Source organism: Bradyrhizobium sp. CCH5-F6 (genome assembly GCF_001556045.1).
Lineage (GTDB): Bacteria > Pseudomonadota > Alphaproteobacteria > Rhizobiales > Xanthobacteraceae > Bradyrhizobium.
On record NZ_LSIC01000168.1, the window covers coordinates 1 to 18,323 of the forward strand.

Annotated in this window: 18 protein-coding genes; 3 read left to right on the forward strand and 15 right to left on the reverse strand. The window is 65.0% G+C overall.

Annotation, left to right across the window (positions count from 1 at the left end; all coding sequences use genetic code 11):
* Positions 1-165: 165 nt before the first annotated feature.
* From parC to rpoZ, 11 genes are all read right to left on the reverse strand, one after another.
* Entirely contained in the window at positions 166-2,424 is a 2,259-nt protein-coding gene (parC, locus tag AX729_RS28610; protein ID WP_061027542.1) for a DNA topoisomerase IV subunit A, read from the reverse strand.
* Between the two features lie 68 nt (positions 2,425-2,492).
* Positions 2,493-2,777, reverse strand: coding sequence for a hypothetical protein (locus AX729_RS28615; protein ID WP_061027543.1), 285 nt, complete (start codon positions 2,775-2,777; stop codon positions 2,493-2,495).
* Between the two features lie 101 nt (positions 2,778-2,878).
* Positions 2,879-3,631, reverse strand: a complete 753-nt coding sequence (gene recO / locus AX729_RS28620) for a DNA repair protein RecO (protein ID WP_061027544.1) — start codon at positions 3,629-3,631, stop codon at positions 2,879-2,881.
* Positions 3,632-3,754: 123 nt separating this feature from the next.
* Positions 3,755-4,135, reverse strand: coding sequence for a hypothetical protein (locus tag AX729_RS28625; protein WP_061027545.1), 381 nt, complete (start codon positions 4,133-4,135; stop codon positions 3,755-3,757).
* 21 nt (positions 4,136-4,156) lie between these two features.
* Positions 4,157-5,083: a GTPase Era gene (era, locus tag AX729_RS28630; RefSeq protein ID WP_061027546.1), complete on the reverse strand. Its 927-nt coding sequence runs from the start codon at positions 5,081-5,083 to the stop codon at positions 4,157-4,159.
* Positions 5,073-5,930 carry a ribonuclease III gene (rnc, locus tag AX729_RS28635; protein ID WP_061027547.1) on the reverse strand — a complete coding sequence of 286 codons (858 nt, stop codon included), beginning with the start codon at positions 5,928-5,930 and terminating at the stop codon, positions 5,073-5,075. The genes era and rnc overlap by 11 nt, the downstream gene beginning before the upstream one ends.
* Positions 5,927-6,691: a signal peptidase I gene (gene lepB, locus AX729_RS28640; protein WP_061027548.1), complete on the reverse strand. Its 765-nt coding sequence runs from the start codon at positions 6,689-6,691 to the stop codon at positions 5,927-5,929. The genes rnc and lepB overlap by 4 nt, the downstream gene beginning before the upstream one ends.
* Before the next feature lie 249 nt (positions 6,692-6,940).
* The gene (gene acpS / locus AX729_RS28645) at positions 6,941-7,360 is read right to left on the reverse strand and encodes a holo-ACP synthase (RefSeq protein ID WP_061027549.1); all 420 of its coding nucleotides are present in this window, start codon (positions 7,358-7,360) and stop codon (positions 6,941-6,943) included.
* A complete protein-coding gene (locus tag AX729_RS28650; protein WP_061027550.1) occupies positions 7,357-8,109 on the reverse strand; it encodes a pyridoxine 5'-phosphate synthase in 753 nt (250 codons plus the stop codon). Before AX729_RS28650 ends, acpS begins: the two co-directional genes overlap by 4 nt.
* A gap of 45 nt (positions 8,110-8,154) precedes the next feature.
* Positions 8,155-10,440: a RelA/SpoT family protein gene (locus AX729_RS28655; RefSeq protein ID WP_061027551.1), complete on the reverse strand. Its 2,286-nt coding sequence runs from the start codon at positions 10,438-10,440 to the stop codon at positions 8,155-8,157.
* 207 nt (positions 10,441-10,647) lie between these two features.
* Positions 10,648-11,040, reverse strand: coding sequence for a DNA-directed RNA polymerase subunit omega (rpoZ, locus tag AX729_RS28660; RefSeq protein WP_007603391.1), 393 nt, complete (start codon positions 11,038-11,040; stop codon positions 10,648-10,650).
* A gap of 328 nt (positions 11,041-11,368) precedes the next feature.
* On the opposite strand from rpoZ, the gene AX729_RS28665 reads away from it, so the two are divergent.
* Positions 11,369-12,013: a LabA-like NYN domain-containing protein gene (locus tag AX729_RS28665; RefSeq protein ID WP_027573659.1), complete on the forward strand. Its 645-nt coding sequence runs from the start codon at positions 11,369-11,371 to the stop codon at positions 12,011-12,013.
* Complete coding sequence (locus tag AX729_RS28670; protein WP_061027552.1) at positions 11,994-12,668, forward strand: uracil-DNA glycosylase; 675 nt, start codon at positions 11,994-11,996, stop codon at positions 12,666-12,668. The genes AX729_RS28665 and AX729_RS28670 overlap by 20 nt, the downstream gene beginning before the upstream one ends.
* 21 nt (positions 12,669-12,689) lie before the next feature.
* On the opposite strand, the gene AX729_RS28675 is transcribed toward AX729_RS28670, so the two are convergent.
* The 4 genes from AX729_RS28675 to dapA are packed head-to-tail and all read right to left on the reverse strand — an operon-like array spanning position 12,690 to position 15,167.
* The gene (locus tag AX729_RS28675; protein WP_061027553.1) at positions 12,690-13,271 is read right to left on the reverse strand and encodes a peroxiredoxin; all 582 of its coding nucleotides are present in this window, start codon (positions 13,269-13,271) and stop codon (positions 12,690-12,692) included.
* Positions 13,272-13,275: 4 nt separating this feature from the next.
* The gene (gene smpB / locus AX729_RS28680; RefSeq protein WP_024341117.1) at positions 13,276-13,749 is read right to left on the reverse strand and encodes an SsrA-binding protein SmpB; all 474 of its coding nucleotides are present in this window, start codon (positions 13,747-13,749) and stop codon (positions 13,276-13,278) included.
* A gap of 59 nt (positions 13,750-13,808) precedes the next feature.
* Positions 13,809-14,249, reverse strand: a complete 441-nt coding sequence (gene mscL / locus AX729_RS28685; RefSeq protein WP_245325433.1) for a large conductance mechanosensitive channel protein MscL — start codon at positions 14,247-14,249, stop codon at positions 13,809-13,811.
* Between the two features lie 27 nt (positions 14,250-14,276).
* Positions 14,277-15,167 carry a 4-hydroxy-tetrahydrodipicolinate synthase gene (gene dapA / locus AX729_RS28690; protein ID WP_061027554.1) on the reverse strand — a complete coding sequence of 297 codons (891 nt, stop codon included), beginning with the start codon at positions 15,165-15,167 and terminating at the stop codon, positions 14,277-14,279.
* A 226-nt stretch (positions 15,168-15,393) separates the two neighbouring features.
* On the opposite strand from dapA, the gene AX729_RS28695 reads away from it, so the two are divergent.
* Entirely contained in the window at positions 15,394-17,811 is a 2,418-nt protein-coding gene (locus tag AX729_RS28695) for a lytic transglycosylase domain-containing protein (RefSeq protein WP_061027555.1), read from the forward strand.
* The last annotated feature ends 512 nt before the right edge of the window (positions 17,812-18,323 follow it).

Consider the following 18,323-nt stretch of genomic DNA (forward strand, 5'->3'; position numbering starts at 1 on the left):
ATACCAGGCCCAGGAAAACACTCGGCTGGAAAACACCAGCGGAAACTCTCGACCATTTGCTACGAGTGAGCGACAAACAGGGTGTTGCGACGAACGGTTGAATCCGCCCTGGATGCCCCGGTCAAGCCGGGGCATGACACCAATTGCGTGGCGACGGCCTGCGCCCTAGCCGATCCCGCGGCCGAACTTGTTCGACTTCGGGAAGCCCTTCGGCGGCAGGCGACCGGCGTCGGCGCGGGTGCCGTGCCACTCCGCGAGCTCCTTCATCGTCGCCGAAAATTCACGGCCCGCGGAGTCCTTCCAGGTCAGGCCGGCCTTGGCGTCGAACACGGCAATATCCGAAAGGCCGCCGTCCTTGTACTTCTGCAAGCGCACGCCGCGGCCGCGGGCCATCTCCGGCACCTGGTCGAGCGGGAAAACCAGCAGCTTGCGGTTCTCGCCGATGACCGCGACGGTGTCGCCCAGCACTTCGGTGATCGCGCGCGCCTCGTTCGGCATGTCGACGTTGAGGACCTGCTTGCCCTTCTTGGTGGTGCCGACGCAATCGTCCTCGTTGACGACGAAGCCCTGCCCCTCGTGGCTCGCGACCAGGAATTTGCGGCCGCCCTTGTGGACGAACAGCGCGACGGGCGCGGCCTCCTGCTCGAGGTCGATGAACAGGCGGATCGGTTCGCCATGGCCGCGGCCGCCAGGGAGCTTCGCGACGTCGAGCGAGTAGAACTTGCCGTTGGTGGCAAACAGCAGCAGCTTCGAGGTGGTCTCGGCGAAGAACGCGAAGCCCAGCTTGTCGTCCTGCTTGAAGGCGAGCCCCGAGAGATCCTCGACATGCCCCTTCATGGTGCGGATCCAGCCCTTGTCGGAGACGACGATGGTCACCGGCTCGCGCTCGACGAAGGCTTCCTCGATGGCGGCGAGATCGTGCTCGGGCGCGTCCGCAAAGGTCGTGCGGCGCTTGCCGAGCGGCGTCTTCGGCCCGAACATGTCGCGGACCTTGCCGACCTGCTCGCTGACCTTCTTCCACTGTTCGGCTTCGGAGGCGAGCACCGCGTTGATGCCCTTGAGCTCGGCGCGGAGGTTCTTGTCCTCGGTGCGGATCTCCATTTCCTCGAGCTTGCGCAAGGAGCGCAGGCGCATGTTGAGGATGGCTTCGGCCTGTACCTCGGTGAGCTTGAAGGCCTTCATCAGCTCGGGCTTCGGCTCATCCTCGGTGCGGATGATCTCGATCACCTTGTCGATGTTCAGATAGGCGATCAGGAAGCCGCCGAGGACTTCCAGCCGGTGCTCGATCTGCGCCTTGCGATAGTTGCTGCGGCGGATCAAAACGTCGCGCAGATGGTCGAGCCACTCGCGCAAGCACTCAGCGAGCCCCACCACCTTGGGCACCTTGCCCTTGATCAGCACGTTCAGGTTGAGCGGGATCTTGTTTTCGAGCTCGGTCAGCCGAAACAGCGATTCCATCATCAGCGCCGGATCGACGTTCTTCGATTTCGGCTCGATCACGATGCGGACGTCTTCGGCCGACTCGTCCCTGATGTCGCCGACCAACGGCAGCTTCTTTTGGTCCAGCAGCTCGGCGACCTTCTCGATCAGGCGCGACTTCTGCACCAGGAAGGGAATCTCGGTGACGACGACGACCCAGCTGCCACGCGCGCCCTCTTCCTGCTCCCATCGCGCACGGACACGGAACGAGCCACGGCCGGTCGTGTAGGCTTCCGCAATCGCCTGTTTGGAATCGACGCAGATCCCGCCGGTCGGGAAATCCGGGCCCTTCACCCACTTCATCAACGCCTTGGATTTCGCGTCGGGCTTCTCGATCAGATGCAGCGCGGCGTCGCAAAGCTCGGCGGCATTGTGCGGCGGGATCGACGTCGCCATGCCGACCGCGATGCCCTGCGCGCCGTTGGCGAGCAGGTTCGGGAAGCCGCCGGGCAGCACGACCGGCTCCTTCGACTGGCCGTCGTAATTGGGGCGGAATTCGACGCCGTCCTCGTCGATGCCGTCGAGCAAGAGCCGCGCGACATCGGTCATGCGCGCTTCGGTGTAGCGGTAGGCGGCGGGATTATCGCCGTCGATATTGCCGAAATTGCCCTGGCCGTCGACCAGCGGGTAGCGCGAGGAGAAATCCTGCGCGAGGCGGACCATGGCGTCGTAGATCGCCTGGTCGCCGTGCGGATGGAACGAGCCCATCACGTCGCCGACGATTTTCGCCGACTTCTTGAAGGCCGTGCCCGGGTCGAGACGGAGCAGGCGCATGCCGTAGAGGATGCGCCGGTGCACCGGCTTCAGGCCATCGCGCGCGTCCGGCAGCGCGCGGTGCATGATGGTGGAGAGCGCATAGGCGAGATAGCGCTCTTCCAGCGCTTCCCGCAGCGGCACCTCGTGAATTTCGGCCGGTTCTTCCGGCGGAACGATTCGTTTTCCCATGCCGCCCGGTTAAACCGTGGAAGCGAATCGGGCAAGGATCGATTGTTCCGGTGGGCGGCTGGACTTGTCTAATGCCCCGCCCAACCCGCGGTCACCGGCTGAGTGGCTGGCGGCTTTGGGGCCTGCGCCGTGATTGGTGCATTGGTCAGGCAACGCCGGGCGGTCTCGATCTCGGCCTCGGTCGCGCCCTTGGACCGCGCCCATGCCTCTGCGGCTGCTGCCGAATATTTGGCCACATAGAATCTGACGACGGTGCAAGAGGCGCGGCGGAACACGCCCGGCTGCTCGCCCGCGACTGCGTCCGGTGCCAGCGCCACGAGCGCAGCCGATATCACAAAGCCCTTGATCAGCATGAAGCTTTACCCCGGGTTGGAACCCCCGGGGCCAATCCGGGAAACCTGAATTGGTTCCGCCAAAATGCTCCGTTATGGGGCAACCCAGCTCCGTGCGACGGTCATGGCGCTGGAACCGCTGCCCTCGCCTGCTGCCGTGTCAGCGCGTTGATGAAGCCTGCCCTTGCGTCGGAATGGACCTGCCCGCGCGGCTCCAGCACATGTCGCAGCAGGAACAGGCCGGTGAGCCGAAAGCCGTCCTGGAGATCCTGCTCCGTGAGATCGGTGTGCACCTCGCCATGCCGCAGGAACGGCGGCAGGCGCAGCAGGCGGTCGCGCCACGGCTCGCCCGCACCGCGCGACACGGCGCCGCCGGACTTCGGCGAAACATAGATGAGGTCCGTGGTCTCGCCGGTCACCGCGCAATTCTCAAGCGCCAGGCCGAAACCGAGCTCGGCGAGCATCGCCAGCTCGAAATGGATGACGTGTACGGCGGCGCTGCCGATGTCGTCGAAATCGTCGAGCGCATGTTCGAGCTGCGCAAAGATATCCTCGTGCGGATCGCGCTCCGGCAGCAGCCGCGCCACCGAAGCGAGATGGGTGACGCCGTAGACACCGTGAGACGATCCCAGCAGCGTCGCCGCACGCAGCTTCAATCCTTCGATCGCGTAGGTGCCGAGATGCTCGTCGAGCCGCGCCCGCCACACCGCGCTCACGCTGTTCCCGGGTTGCAGCAGCGGCCGCATCCGCGCGCCGGCGCCGCCGCGGACGAGGCCGAGATGCCGGCCGTGCTGGCGCGTCAGGAGCTCGACGATGGCGCTGCTCTCGCCATGCCGCCGCACCCCCAGCACGATGCCTTCGTCGGTCCATTCCATGGGATGGAGCTTAGCGGATTCCGCCCATCAATCGTAGGGCGGATTAGCCGAAGGGGTCATTCGCCGATCGTCTCCACGCACATAGGCGGTGGATTACGCTCCGCTGATCCACCCCACGCAGCTTTACGCGTTGAACCAGCCCTGCGCGTCGCCGCTGAAGGAGAAATACAGGCCCATCGTCGTCAGCGCGCAGGAAACGATCTCGATGGCGCTGTCGAGCTCCAGGCCCTTCTCGCCGATGATCTGGCCGAGCGAGATCACGGACAGGACCAGCGCTGCCGCCAACACCCAGCGCGGCCAGTTTTTGCGTCGATGCGCAGCCAGCCAGACGAAGTAGACCAGCAGCAGGATCATGCCGGCCGCGAGCAAGGTCGCCGTCATGATCATCTGCTCGGTCATCTCGGCATTGGGCGTGCGGTCCTGCACGGCGACCGACAGGGCATCCAGCATCAACGATGCATAGAGCAGCGCTTCGAAGCGCCGGACGTTGCTGGGCACGCTCATCGGTGACCTGTCTTTTCTTGGTTATTCCCTGGGGAAGTCCAGGCCCATCTCGCGATAGCGATCGGGATCGTCGCCCCAGTTCTCGCGTACCTTGACGAACAGGAACAGGTGCACCGGCACGTCCAGGATCTGCATCAGCTCCTTGCGCGAGTCCGCGCCGATCGACTTGATGGTGGCGCCGCCCTTGCCGAGCACGATCTTGCGCTGGCTTTCGCGCTCGACGAAGATCGTCTGCTCGATGCGCACCGACTTGTCCTTGCGCTCCTCCCACTTGTCGGTCTCGACCGTGGACTGGTAGGGCAATTCCTGGTGCAGCTTCTGATAGATCTTCTCGCGCGTGATTTCGGCAGCCAGCTGCCGCATCGGCGCATCCGACATCTGGTCCTCGGGGTAGAGGAACGGTCCCGGCGGCACCATCTCCGCGAGCGTCTTGCGGATGTCGTCGACGCCATCGCCCGAGATCGCCGAGATCATGAATGTCCGCACGAATTTCATGCGTTCGTTGGCGGCCTGGGCCAGCGCCAGCAGCTTCTCGCGCTGGACCAGATCGACCTTGTTGATCACCAGGATCTTGTCGTGATTGACGCTCGCGACCTTGGCGAGGATGGCCTCGGCCTCCTCGTCGATGCCGGTCTTGGCATCGAGTAGCACGCAGACGAGATCGGCGTCATGCGCCCCGCTCCAGGCGGTCGAGACCATGGCGCGGTCGAGCCTTCGCTTGGGGAGGAAAATGCCGGGCGTGTCGACCAGGATGATCTGCGCGTTGTTCTCGATCACGATGCCGCGGATCAGCGCGCGCGTGGTCTGCACCTTGCGCGATACGATCGTGACCTTGGCGCCGACCAGCGCGTTGACCAGCGTGGACTTGCCGACATTGGGCGCGCCGATCAGCGCGACGAAACCGCAGCGTGTCGCGGTGGGCGCCGTGCCGCTTGCTTCAGCCGTCATTGCTGCCGCCAACGCCTTCGCGTTCGATCATCACTGACGCCGCCACCTTCTCTGCCGCGCGCTTGCTGCCGCCAATGCCTTCGGCCGGAGCCAATCCCGGCAGGTCCACCGCGACACGGAACTGCGGATCGTGATGCGGGCCGGTGCGCTCGACCTCGCGGTAAACCGGCGTCGGCAAACCTTTGCCTTGCGCCCATTCCTGAAGGACGGTCTTGGGGTCGCGCAAGGGACGGCGCGGCTTGTGCATCCGCTCCGTCCAGTTGCGCTTGACGAACTCGGACGCGGCCGTGTAGCCGCCGTCGAGGAAGACGGCGCCGATCACCGCTTCGCAGATGTCCCCGAGCACGCTCTTGCGCAGGCGCGCATCGGCGCCGGGGCCGACCGAGCCCAACTTGATGTCGTCGAGCAGACCGAGCGACTTGGCGACGTCGGCGCAGCTCTCCTTGCGCACGAGCTCGGCAAGACGCTTGGACAGCTCGCCCTCATCGGCATTCGGGAAAGCGTGGTAGAGCATGTCGGAGACGACGAGCCCGAGCACGTGGTCGCCGAGGAATTCCAGCCGCTGATAGCTGTCACCGCGCTTGCGCCCGGACTTCAGCGCCGAGACATGCGTGATCGCCTGCATCAGGAGATTCGGGTCGGCGAAGCTGTGGCCGATGCGCGCCTCGAGCGCCGCGTTCGCATCCGCGGCCTTGGCCTTGGCCTTGCTGCTCCGCACCCGCTTCTTCTTCGCAGGCGTCTTGTCCGCAGCTGACTTGTCTGCAGCCGTCCTGGTCGCAGCTTCCCCTTCGGGGCCCGCTTGCGCCTCGATCGGCTGGGTCGCGATGTCCTTGGCTTCGTCTTTCATCGGACGATTTTGAAGAAACGATTCCAGCGTACCGCCCACGGCCAGCGCCAGAACATCCAGGCATGCTCGCCTTCGGCGATGGAGAAGAAGATCATCTGGGCGCGGCCGATCAGATTTTCCTGCGGCACATAGCCGACCTGGCCGAGGAAGCGGCTGTCGGTCGAATTGTCGCGGTTATCGCCCATCATGAAGAAGTGGCCCGGCGGCACGTTATAGACGTTGGTGTTGTCCATGTAGCCGTTGTCGGCGCAGTCCAGCGTCTCGTAGGACACGCCGTTCGGCAGCGTCTCCTTCCAGCGCTTCACCCGGGAGATGCCGCCGCCTTCCGAGCCACAGGGGTCTTCGCCGACAAATTCGCTCATGCGCTGCCGCTCGACGGGCGCGTCGTTGATGTAGAGCAGCCCGTCCCGCATCTGGACGCGGTCGCCGGGAAGACCGATCACGCGCTTGATGTAGTCGGTGGAATCGTCCTTCGGCAGGCGAAACACGACGATGTCGCCGCGGTTCGGATCCGAACCCCAGATCCGGCCCGAGAACAGGTTCGGCGAGAACGGGATCGAATAGTGGCTGTAGCCGTAGGAATATTTCGAGACGAACAGGTAGTCGCCGACCAGCAACGTCGCCTTCATCGAGCCGGACGGGATGTTGAAGGGCTGAAACAGGAAGGTGCGGATCACCAGCGCGATCAGGAGAGCATGAATGACGACCCGGATCGTTTCACCGACGCCGCTCTCAGTTTTCGTTCCCGAAGTCACGCTCATTGCTCTCTCAATTCCGGCCGGCGGTCACAGAGCGCCCTCCTCCCGCGAACAGCCCATCGGTTCGCGGTCCAAGGAGATTGTCCTGATTCTGACAGTGAGGGCCAATTCCGGCGTAAAGCCGAATTCACCCAGCCTGATTTGCGTCGGCGGACTTTTAGACGGTTGTCGGAGGCCGCGCAATCAAGGATCGCATCAAAACTGAATAACACATTGATCTATCAGGAAAATTACAAAATCAACCGCATCCCGTCAGGGCTTCGCCAGCGGGACCGCGGAAATGATGACGAAAGCCTGCGCCAGCGGCCAGTCGTCGGTGATCGAAAGATCGATCCGCGCCTCGAACCCGTCCGGCGTCAGGGCCTGAAGCCGGGCCAGGGCCCCGCCTGTCAGTTGCATGGTCGGCCGTCCCCCCGGCAGGTTGACCACCCCCATGTCGCGCCACCAGACGCCGCGCCTGATTCCGGTGCCGAGCGCCTTGGAGCAGGCCTCCTTGGCGGCGAAGCGCTTGGCGTAGGTTGCGACCACCATCTTCTCGTTCTTGGCACGCCGTTCCGCCTTGGCCCGCTCCGCCGCGGTGAAGATGCGGTCGAGGAAGCGCTCGCCATGGCGTTCGATCACCTTGGCCACGCGGGTGATGTCGATCAGGTCGGAGCCGATGCCGATGATCATGCCCGGCTCCGGCCGCGGTCCATCGCCGCGCGCATGTTGCGCACGGTTTCGGCCAGACCCACGAACAGGGCTTCGCCGATCATGTAGTAGCCGATATTGAGCTCCATGATCTCAGGCAGGGCCGCGATCGTCTCCGCCGTCGCATAGTCCAGCCCGTGACCGGCGTGAACCTCGAGCCCGGCAGCCTTCGCGAGCTTCGCCCCCGCCACGATCCGCTGCCATTCGGCCTCAGCCTTCGCGGTATGGCCGTCGACGACGGCGTCGCACCATGCGCCGGTGTGGATCTCGATCACCGGCGCGCGCAGCCGCGCCGCCATCTCGATCTGGGCGGGATCGGCGGCGATGAACAGCGAGACGCGGATGCCGGCATCGTTCAGCCGCGCGATATAGGGCGCGAGCGCATTGTGCTGGCCGACCACGTCGAGGCCGCCTTCGGTCGTCACCTCCTGGCGCCGCTCCGGCACGAGGCACACGGCGTGAGGCTTGGTGGCGAGCGAGATTCGCATCATGTCGTCGGTCGCGGCCATCTCGAAGTTGAGCGGCTTGGAGATCTCCGCCTTCAGCCGCGCCATGTCCTCGTCGCGGATGTGCCGGCGATCCTCGCGCAAATGCGCGGTGATGCCGTCGGCGCCGGCCTCGATCGCGAGCAGCGCGGCGCGCACCGGATCGGGATTGCGGCCGCCGCGCGCGTTACGCAGGGTCGCGACATGGTCGATATTGACGCCGAGGCGGAGGGGAATTGCGGGCATTTCAGGACTCACGAAATCAAGGCGACAGGCGCATATGCAAAGCGTCTATCCATTAACACGTTCGACGCGGGCGACGACGGCCTTGGCGCGCAACTGGGCCAGGATCGCGCTCAGATGCTTCAGATCGTAGACTTCGAGATCGATCGTCGTCTCGGTGAAGTCCGGCGAGCGGCGCTGCATGCTGATATTGTCGATGTTGCCGTCGTGCTCGGCGATCACGGTCGCGATCTGCGCGAGCGCGCCGGGCTCGTTGACGTTCTCGACCTTGATGCGGGCCGGGAATCGCTGCGGCAAGGAATCCTCGATGTCCCAGCGCACGTCGAGCCAGCGCTCCGGCTCCTCCTCGAAATCCTTCAGGGCCGGCGCCTGGATCGGATAGATCGTGATGCCCTCGCCCGGCGTGACGATGCCGACGATGCGATCTCCCGGCACGGCACCGCCATTCGGCGCGAACTTCACCGGCAGGTCGGAATTGATGCCGCGGATCGGGATCGCGACCGGGCTGCGCGAGGGCTCCGACGATTTCTCCTTGAGCTTGGCGGCCAGCCCCTTCTTGACGCCGTAGCGCGCGATGCGCTCCTCCTTGTAGTCGGGGTACATCGCACGCGCGACGTGCGAGGCCTTGATCTCGCCGCGCCCGACGGCCGCCATGACGTCCTCGATCGAGGTCCGCGCAAGCCGCGGCAGCGCGCCCTTGAGCTTGTCGTCGGCGTATTCGATCTTGGCGCGCTCGAACAGGCGCTCGACGATGCGCCGGCCGAGGCCGACATATTGATCGCGCACCGCGGTGCGCGTGGCGCGGCGGATCGCGGCACGCGCCTTGCCGGTGACTGCGAGCGTTTCCCAGGCCGACGGCGGTGCGGACTGCGCTTCCGACGTCAGCACCTCGACCTCGTCGCCGTTCTGGAGCTCGGAGGACAAGGGCGCGAACTTGCCGTTGATCTTGCAGCCCACCGCGCTGTTGCCGACGTCGGTGTGCACCGCATAGGCGAAGTCGATCACGTTGGCGTGGCGCGGCAGCGCGATCAGCTTGCCCTTCGGGGTGAAGCAGAACACCTGGTCGTGGAACAGCTCGAGCTTGGTGTGCTCCAGGAATTCCTCTGGGTTGGCGCTCTCCGACAGAATGCCGATGGTGTGGCGCAGCCAGGCGAACGCGTTCGACTCGCGCTTGAGGTATTCGGTCGGCGAGCCCACGCCTTCCTTGTAGAAGACGTGCGCGGCGATGCCGCGCTCGGCGATCTGGTCCATCGCCTCGGTGCGGATCTGGAGCTCGACGCGCTGGTTACCGGGGCCGATCACGGTGGTGTGGATCGAGCGGTAGTCGTTCTGCTTCGGCGTCGAAATGTAGTCCTTGAAGCGCCCCGGCACGACCGGCCAGGTGGTGTGGACGATCCCGAGCGCGCGATAGCAGGCTTCGATGTCGTTGACGACGAGGCGAAATCCGAAGATGTCGGACAATTGCTCGAAGCCGACCGACTTGCGCTCCATCTTGGTCCAGATCGAGAACGGCTTCTTGCGGCGGCCATAGACGCGCGCGCCCAGCCCCCGGTGGCGCAGATTGTTGGAGAGCTGGTCCTCGATCTCACCGATCAAATTGCGGTTGCGCTCGGCAAGCGCGTCGAGCCGCTGCATCACCACCGAATAGGCTTCGGGATCGAGGGTGCGGAAGGACAGATCCTCCAGCTCCTCGCGCATTTCCTGCATGCCCATGCGCCCGGCGAGCGGCGCGTAGATGTCGAGCGTCTCCTCGGCGATGCGCCGGCGCGATTCCGTCGGCACGAACTCCAGCGTGCGCATGTTGTGCAGGCGGTCGGCGAGCTTGACCAGAAGCACGCGGACATCATCAGCAATGGCCAGCAACAATTTGCGCAGGTTCTCGGCCTGTTTGGCCTCCCGCGACACCAGCTCGAGCCGCTTCAGCTTGGTCAGGCCCTCGACCAGCGCGCCGATCTCCGGCCCGAAGATCTGGTCGATCTCGGCCCGCGTCGCCTCGGTGTCCTCGATCGTATCGTGCAGCAGCGCTGCCACGATGGTGGCGTCGTCGAGCTTCAGGTCGGTGAGAATGGCCGCCACTTCGAGCGGGTGCGAGAAATACGGATCTCCCGAGGCTCGGGTCTGCGAACCATGCGCCTTCATGGCGTAGACATAGGCGCGGTTCAGCAGGTCTTCGTTGGTGTTGGGATTGTAGGATCTGACGCGCTCGACGAGGTCGTACTGGCGCATCATGCGCGCGCGGGGCCTGGCGGGGCGCGCGACCGGCGCAGTCGGGGCCACGGCAACCGATTCGGTTGCGGCCTGCATCTGCGTGGGTCTGCGACGCCGATATACCATGCCGTCCTGCCTTCAAACGGGCCCTGAGCCGGCCCGCTGCATACATCCTAGCTCCGATCGCGCTCGTGTCCGATCAATTCAGTGACAGGACCAAGCGCCAACCGACAACGCCATGGTAACCACGAAAAGGTCAACAAAAGCAAAGGCCCGAACAACGGTTCGGGCCTTTGATATGATCACAACAAGTCGATGATCGCGATGGAGGAATTACTCGTCTTCCTCGGGCTGCTCCTCGGGGGGCGCGAGGCCCTCCAGACCCTTCAGGAGCTCCTCTTCGGTCATGCGCTCCACGGCGACCTCGGTATCGTCGGCATCGACGCTTGCACCCGCGGAACCGATCAGCGGCACCGTATCCGGCTCGGGCTCATCCACCTCGACGAACTTCTGGAGCGAATGCACCAGCTCCTCGCGGAGGTCCTCCGGCGAAATCGTCGTCTCGGCAATTTCGCGCAAAGACACAACTGGGTTCTTGTCGTTATCGCGGTCAACCGTTAGTTGTGAGCCGGACGAGATCATGCGGGCACGGTGGGCAGCCAGCAGGACCAAGTCAAACCGGTTGTCGACCTTGTCGATACAATCTTCTACGGTGACGCGAGCCATGGACTGTCGCTCCGTTGTGGGTGGGACGAAATATGTGGATGATTGGCGCTAGTTATAGGGACCGGGACGGTTTCGCAAGGCCAATTTGTGATTTGGCCTCGCCAAACGGCTCTGCTACGCCCACATTGGGGCTGGGACGGGTGGTTTTCCGGGCTGCCGTCACGAGCGGCGCCGGGTGTATGCAAGTCCGCCATAACTATACCTTGATTGCCCCGACTTCTCCGGATTTGCGGTTTCGACGGGGCGCGGCGGCACTCTAGGACTGCGCGGCCTGCTGTCGCCGCGCCAACAAAAAACGATCAATCACGAACACTACGCGAGCAACTGAATGTCACCTTCTCCTACCAACAAGATCGCGCTCTTCATCGATGGGGCCAATCTTTACGCGACGGCGAAAACGCTGGGCTTCGACATCGATTACAAGCGCCTCCTGAAGGAGTTTCAGAGCCGCGGGACGTTGTTGCGGGCGTTCTATTACACCGCCATCATCGAAGATCAGGAATACTCCTCGATCCGGCCGTTGATCGACTGGCTGGACTATAATGGCTACACCGTCGTCACCAAGGCGACCAAGGAATTCATCGACGCCTCCGGCCGGCGCAAGGTCAAGGGCAACATGGACATCGAGCTCGCGGTGGACGCCATGGAGCTGGCCGAGCACATCGACCAGATGGTGCTGTTCTCGGGTGACGGCGACTTCCGCTCCCTGGTCGAGGCCGTGCAGCGCCGCGGCGTGCGTGTGACGGTGATCTCCACCATCGCGAGCCAGCCGCCGATGATTGCCGACGAGCTGCGCCGCCAGGCCGACGTCTTCACCGACCTCGTCGAGCTGCAATCCAAGCTCGGCCGCGATCCGTCCGAGCGCCCCGCCCCGCGTGACCGCGGCGAGCGTGGCGAACGCCACCACGCCCCGCAATTCCTCCAGCGCGCAACCACGATGGCGCCGAGGGGCGATGACGACTTCGAGGAGTGAGGCGGCCCGGACGAGCCGCCAGCCCCTCACCGTCGTTCCCGATCGCGACTGCCCGCTCTGTCCCCGCCTGGTCGCCTTTCGCGAGGCGAACCGCGCACGAGAGCCCTCGTGGCACAATGGGCCGGTTGCGCCCTTCGGCGACGTCAAGGCGCGCCTCCTGATCGTGGGCCTCGCGCCGGGAATGCAGGGCGCCAACCGCACGGGACGGCCGTTCACCGGCGACTATGCCGGCGACCTGCTCTACGCCACGCTGATCGAATACGGCTTCGCCAGAGGGACCTATCAGGCGCGCCCTGATGACGGCCTGAAACTCGTCGACTGCCGGATCGCCAATGCGGTGCATTGCGTGCCGCCGCAGAACAAGCCGCTGCCGGTCGAGATCAACACCTGCCGCCAGTTCCTCGCGGCGAATCTCGCGACGATGGCGAACCTGCGCGCGATCGTCGCGCTCGGGCGGATTGCGCACGACAGCGTGCTCAAGCCGCTGAATCTGAAGGGCTCGCAAGCTCCCTTCGGCCACGGGGCGGTGCATCAGGCAGGCCGGTTCAAGCTCTACGACAGCTATCATTGCTCGCGCTACAACACGAACACCGGCGTGCTGACGACGGACATGTTCCGATCCGTGTTCGCGAGGATCAAGGCCGACCTCGACTAAGCCTCGGGAAGAGGCCTTGGATCAGGCCTTGGCGGGATTGGCCTTCAGCCAATCCAGGACGTCGCCGGCGTTCCGATCGGGTGGAAACACCGGGTAGAACACATGACTGATCCTGGCGTCGTCGATGATCAGCGCCAGGCGCTTGATCAGCGTCAGGCCTGCGACCTCCATGGTCGGCAGGTTCAAGGCGCGCGTGAGCGCCAGCTTCTCGTCCGAGAGCACGGGGAATGGCAGGTGGAGGCGCGAGGCCATCTCGGTCTGATACGCGTTGCTCTGGGTCGAGAGGCCGAACACGTGCGCGGCGCCGGCGGCTTTCAGCTCGGCGAACAGATCGCGAAACGCGCAAGTCTGCGGCGTGCAGCCGCGCGCTCCCGGGATCATGTCCCAATCGTCGACCAGCGCGATCTTGCCGGGCTCGCCCGTGCGGGGATAGGCGAACACGACGGTGCGCCCGCGCAGCGCCGACAGGGTGACGGACGTGTCGTCGGTCGCGAGAAGACCGATCGGCGGCAACGTCATGCCAACGAGATGCGCGGCGCCGCCATCGTCGGCGGGCGCGGGAATCTGGCTCCAATCGACCTCGAGCAGGCTCCGTTGATTCATCTCGTCATCCCCTCGCCCGCATCAGCCGGCCCTTCTCCCGGCTCCAGTCGCGCTTCTTTTCGGACTCGCGCTTGTCGTGCAGCTTCTTGCCCTTTGCAACTGCCAGCTGCAGTTTCGCACGCCCGCGCTCGTTGAAGTACAGCTTGAGCGGGATCAGCGTCATGCCCTCGCGGTCGACCGCGCCCATCAGCTTGTTGATCTGCCGGCGGTGGAGAAGCAGTTTTCGCGGCCGCTTGGGCTCGTGATTGAACCGGTTGCCCTGGAGATATTCGGGAATGGTGGCGTTGATCAGCCAGATCTCCCCGTTCTTGGAATCCGCATAGGATTCCGCGATCGTGCTCTTGCCGTTGCGGATCGACTTGACCTCGGTCCCCGTCAGCGCAATCCCCGCCTCGATCGTGTCTTCGATCGCATAGTTGAAGCGGGCCTTGCGATTTTCCGCCATGACCTTGATCGGACGTTCGTTCTTATCGGCCATGACGGGCAAACCTGATCGAGATGCGCGCGGATTCTAACAGTTCGGATGAAGTGCGCGCGTCACTTCTTGAGGAGATCGCGGATCTCGGTCAGGAGCTCGACTTCGGCCGACGGCTTCGGCGGCTCCGCGGGCTTGGCCTCCTCATTGCGCTTCAGCGTGTTCATGGCGCGGATCACCAGGAACAGCACGAAGGCGACGATGATGAAGTTGATCGTCAGCGTGAGGAAGCTGCCCCAAGCCAGCACGGCACCTTGCTTTTTCGCATCAGCTAAGTTGGTGGCGGTGACCGCCTTCGACAAGGGGGTGAAGTAGTTCGAGAAGTCGAGTCCGCCGGTCACCGCGCCGATGATCGGCATGATGACGTCGCCGACCAGCGAGTTGACGATGGCGCCGAACGCCGCGCCGATGATGACGCCGACCGCGAGGTCGACGACGTTGCCCTTCATGGCAAATTCGCGGAACTCCTTCAGCATTCGCGCGCCCTTTTCCTCGACGGTCATGAAAGGCTCCCCCGTAAGGCCGAGACGTCAGTTGATGAGGCCGGCGTGCACCATGGCGCTGCGCACCGCAACGCGCGTCGGCTCGGAGACCGGCACCATCGGCAGCCGCAGCGTCTCCTCCAGCTTGCCGAGCAGCGACATCGCGTACTTGATCGGCGCCGGATTGCTCTCGATGAAGAGGTTGTTGTGCAGCGGCATCAGCTTGTCGTGGATCGCGAGCGCCGCCTTGGTGTCGCCCTTCTGCCAGGCGGCGTGGAACTCCGAGCACAGGCGCGGCGCGACGTTCGAGGTGACAGAGATGCAGCCATGGCCGCCATGGGCCATGTAGCCGATGATGGTGGCGTCCTCGCCCGAGAGCTGGTTGAAATCCTCACCCATCGCCGCGCGCTGCTGCGACACGCGCACCATGCTGGCCGTGGCGTCCTTGACGCCGGCGATGTTCTTCAGCTCCCACAGCCGCTTCATGGTGTCGACCGACATGTCGATCACCGAGCGCGGCGGGATGTTGTAGATGATGATCGGAATGCCGATCGCGTCGTTGATCGCCTTGAAGTGCTGGTACATCCCCTCCTGGGTCGGCTTGTTGTAGTAGGGGGTGACGACCAACACGGCATCCGCGCCCGCCTTCTCGGCGTGCTGGGCGAGCTCGATCGCCTCCCTGGTCGAGTTGGAGCCGGCCCCGGCGATGACAGGCACGCGGCCCTTGGCTTCAGCGATGCACCACTCCACGACCTTCTTGTGCTCGTCATGGCTGAGCGTCGGACTCTCGCCCGTCGTGCCGACCGGGACCAGGCCGTTGGTGCCCTCTGAAATCTGCCAATTGACCAGGGAGCGGAACGCTGCCTCGTCCAGCGCACCGTTCTTGAACGGCGTGACCAAGGCGGTGAACGACCCCCGGAATTTCGTCTTGGCTGCCATGGACTTCCTCCGTACGCGGCGATTTCTTGAGCAAGCCCCATTCATATCGGGTCTATCCCGCCGGTAAAAGGCCCGCTTCGGTGTGACGCAGGGTTTAGGCCGCGATTTTGCCGCGGTGGTGGTGCAAATCGGCCCGAGGTAAGCGGCTGTTGGTATTTTGTCCGCATATTCAATCAGATTTAGCTAAGTCTTGAGCCAATCCACTGATTCGGGGCGACGAAACGCCGTGACCTCCTTTGCTCGTGCCGCATGGCGATCCACCGGTCTGGCCGTGTGCCTGACGGCTGGGCTGTCCATGGGCTGCGCCGCGCTCGCCAAGTCGAACGAGACGGCCGCGGAAGCTGCCAAGGGCACCGCGAAGCCAGCGGCCAAGGGATCGGCCAAAGACACGGCGAAGGAAACACCCAAGGGAACCGGCAAAGACGCAGCAAAGGACGCCGCAAAGGGCGCGAGCAAGGGTCCGGCTAGCGCCCACGCCAAGGATGCCGCGAAGAAGGATGCCGCCAAGAAGCCTGCGGACAAGCCGAAACCGGCGGCAGCGGTCCCCGCGCCCAAATCGCAACCGACGGCCAGCGGATCTTCCTCCAAACCGGCACCCGCGCCGGCCGTGACGGCCACCGTCAAGCCCACCGCCCCCGCCGCTGCCAGACCGGTCGCAGCTCCGGTGCTGGCCCCGGCGACCCGCCAGCATGCGGCGCCGCGCAAGCCGGTCATCCCGGCCGCGGTCGCCGCGACGTCCTCGACGCCACAAGCCGACAAGGACACGCTGGAGACGGTCATCGAGCTCGTGCGCAAGCGCAAGGCCGGCGAGGCCACCAATGCCGCAGCCGGCATCTCGGATCCCGTCGCGCGAAAGCTCGCCGAATGGATCATCCTGCGCAGCGAGGACAATGGCGCAAGCGTCGAGCGTTATCGCGCCTTCCTCGCCGCCAATCCGAGCTGGCCGTCGCAGACCTTCCTGCGCCGGCGCCTGGAGGCCGCGATGTGGGACGACCGGCGCGACGATTCGGTCGCGTGGTCGTGGTTCGAGAACGAGTCCCCGATCTCCGCCAAGGGCCGCTTCACGCTCGCCAAGGCGATGCTGGCACGCGGCGACCGCGCCAATGCCGAGCGGCTGGTGCGCGAGGCCTGGCGCAGCGATCCGATGTCGGAGGAGACCGAGAACAATGCGCTCGACCAGTTCGGCGCGCTGCTGACGCCGGGCGATCAGAAGGCGCGGATGGACACCCTGCTCTACGGCAGCGAGAACGAGGCGGCGTTGCGCGCGGCAAAGCGCCTCGGCGCCGGCTATGTCGCCCTCGCCAGGGCCCGCATCGCCGCGGTCAAGAAGGCGCCGAACGCACGCGCGCTGCTCGATGCGGTGCCGCGCGAGCTGCACAATGATCCCGGCTTCATCTTCAGCAAGATCCAGCTGCTGCGCCGCGAGGAAAAGTTCGCCGAGGCCGCCCAGCTCATGCTGTCCGCGCCCAAGGATCCGGGCCGCCTGCACAATCTCGACGAATGGTGGATCGAGCGGCGCCTCCTGGCGCGTAAGATGATCGACACCGAGGAATTCCGCAGCGCCTATCTGATCGCGCGCGACGCCGCACTGCCTTCGCGCGACATCTACAAGACCGAGCAGGAGTTCACCGCCGGGTGGATCGCGCTGCGCTTCCTCAACGACCCCGCGACCGCCGCCCAGCATTTTGCCCGCATCGGCGTCGGCAGCGTCAATCCGACCGCGCTGGCGCGGGCCGGCTATTGGCAGGGCCGCGCGGCCGAAGCGATGGGGCGTCAACAGGAGGCGCGCAACGCCTACGCCCGCGCCGCCGAACAGTCGACCAGCTACTACGGTCAGCTCGCACGCGCAAAACTCGGCCTGCCGCAGATCGAGCTCAACAGCCAGCCGCGCGGACGCGGCGCCGACCGGCTGGAGATCGTGCGCGCGGCGCATCTGCTCTACGAGCTCGACGCGCGCGAGCTCGCGGTGCCGCTGCTCGCCGACATGGGCGAGAACGGCGATCCCGAGGCGCTTGCCGGCCTTGGCGAGCTCACCCAGCGCTACGGCGACGCGCGCGGCATGCTGCTGGTCGGCAAATCCGCGCTCAATCGCGGCCTGCCGTTCGACTTCTACGCCTATCCGGTCAACGGTATTCCGCAGTTCACGCCGATCGGTCCCGAGGTCGAGCGCAGCATCGTCTACGCCATCGCCCGCCAGGAGAGCGCGTTCAATCCGTCGGTGGTCTCGCCGGCGCAGGCTTATGGGCTGATGCAGGTGACGCCGGATGCCGCGCGCTATGTCTGCAAGCGGCACGGCGCGACCTACGACATCGCAAGGCTGAAGAACGATTCGGTCTACAACGCCACGCTCGGCTCGGCCGAGCTCGGCGGATTGCTCGAGGACTATCGCGGCTCCTACATCATGACCTTTGCCGCCTACAATGCCGGCCGCGGCAGCGTGAAGAAGTGGGTCGAACGCTACGGCGATCCGCGCGACCCCAAGGTCGATGCGGTCGACTGGGTCGAGCTGATTCCGTTCTCCGAGACGCGCAATTACGTGCAGCGCATCATGGAGAACCTTCAGGTCTACCGCGCCCGCTTCGGCGGCGGCACGCGCTTGCAGATCGAAGCGGACCTGCGTCGCGGCGCCGTAAGCGTGGAATAGCGGTCTCTCCTCTCTCACCTCGCAGCTCTTCGAGCATGGATTGCGAGCACCGTCCTGATCGGGACCCGAGCAGGCGAAGCATCCCGACCGATCGATGACTATCCTCGGGCGCGCCTTCTCGACGCGCCGCTGAGCGCCGCGGCCGCTGCGATCCGATCGGTCAATTCGGGCGAGGCCCTGCTCGAAGATGAAGGCGTCGGCCCACCCTGCTGCCGGGAAAGATCGTCAGTGGGTGCGACGGCCGGGCCGGCCCACGGGCAGCCCTCTCTGCGCCCCAGGTCAGCGATGGCTCAGCGAGCACCTCTTCACAGCCACATTGACCGGGTTCAACGAAGAACAACCAGCGATGATCGAGCGGCACACCAGCTCGGCCCATTGCGCTGAGCGAGATCAGCACGACAGGCAAAAGAAGAGCCCCGGCGGTTTCCCGCCGGGGCTCTGTGTCAGGTCGTTAGACCGAACTTACCAGTTGCGCTGAGCGCGGAGGAGCAGCGTGATGCTGTCCTGGTCCT

Bases quoted from the DNA above. Each gene is read 5' to 3' on its own strand.
- AX729_RS28665 (WP_027573659.1), top strand. From the start codon at position 11,369: ATGTCACCTTCTCCTACCAACAAGATCGCGCTCTTCATCGATGGGGCC.
- rnc (WP_061027547.1), bottom strand. From the start codon at position 5,930: ATGAAAGACGAAGCCAAGGACATCGCGACCCAGCCGATCGAGGCGCAA.
- AX729_RS28650 (WP_061027550.1), bottom strand. From the start codon at position 8,109: ATGCCCGCAATTCCCCTCCGCCTCGGCGTCAATATCGACCATGTCGCG.
- parC (WP_061027542.1), bottom strand. From the start codon at position 2,424: ATGGGAAAACGAATCGTTCCGCCGGAAGAACCGGCCGAAATTCACGAG.
- rpoZ (WP_007603391.1), bottom strand. From the start codon at position 11,040: ATGGCTCGCGTCACCGTAGAAGATTGTATCGACAAGGTCGACAACCGG.
- AX729_RS28655 (WP_061027551.1), bottom strand. From the start codon at position 10,440: ATGGTATATCGGCGTCGCAGACCCACGCAGATGCAGGCCGCAACCGAA.
- AX729_RS28675 (WP_061027553.1), bottom strand. From the start codon at position 13,271: ATGAATCAACGGAGCCTGCTCGAGGTCGATTGGAGCCAGATTCCCGCG.
- smpB (WP_024341117.1), bottom strand. From the start codon at position 13,749: ATGGCCGATAAGAACGAACGTCCGATCAAGGTCATGGCGGAAAATCGC.
- AX729_RS28670 (WP_061027552.1), top strand. From the start codon at position 11,994: ATGACGACTTCGAGGAGTGAGGCGGCCCGGACGAGCCGCCAGCCCCTC.
- mscL (WP_245325433.1), bottom strand. From the start codon at position 14,249: ATGACCGTCGAGGAAAAGGGCGCGCGAATGCTGAAGGAGTTCCGCGAA.
- dapA (WP_061027554.1), bottom strand. From the start codon at position 15,167: ATGGCAGCCAAGACGAAATTCCGGGGGTCGTTCACCGCCTTGGTCACG.
- AX729_RS28615 (WP_061027543.1), bottom strand. From the start codon at position 2,777: ATGCTGATCAAGGGCTTTGTGATATCGGCTGCGCTCGTGGCGCTGGCA.
- acpS (WP_061027549.1), bottom strand. From the start codon at position 7,360: ATGATCATCGGCATCGGCTCCGACCTGATCGACATCACCCGCGTGGCC.
- lepB (WP_061027548.1), bottom strand. From the start codon at position 6,691: ATGAGCGTGACTTCGGGAACGAAAACTGAGAGCGGCGTCGGTGAAACG.
- recO (WP_061027544.1), bottom strand. From the start codon at position 3,631: ATGGAATGGACCGACGAAGGCATCGTGCTGGGGGTGCGGCGGCATGGC.
- AX729_RS28625 (WP_061027545.1), bottom strand. From the start codon at position 4,135: ATGAGCGTGCCCAGCAACGTCCGGCGCTTCGAAGCGCTGCTCTATGCA.
- era (WP_061027546.1), bottom strand. From the start codon at position 5,083: ATGACGGCTGAAGCAAGCGGCACGGCGCCCACCGCGACACGCTGCGGT.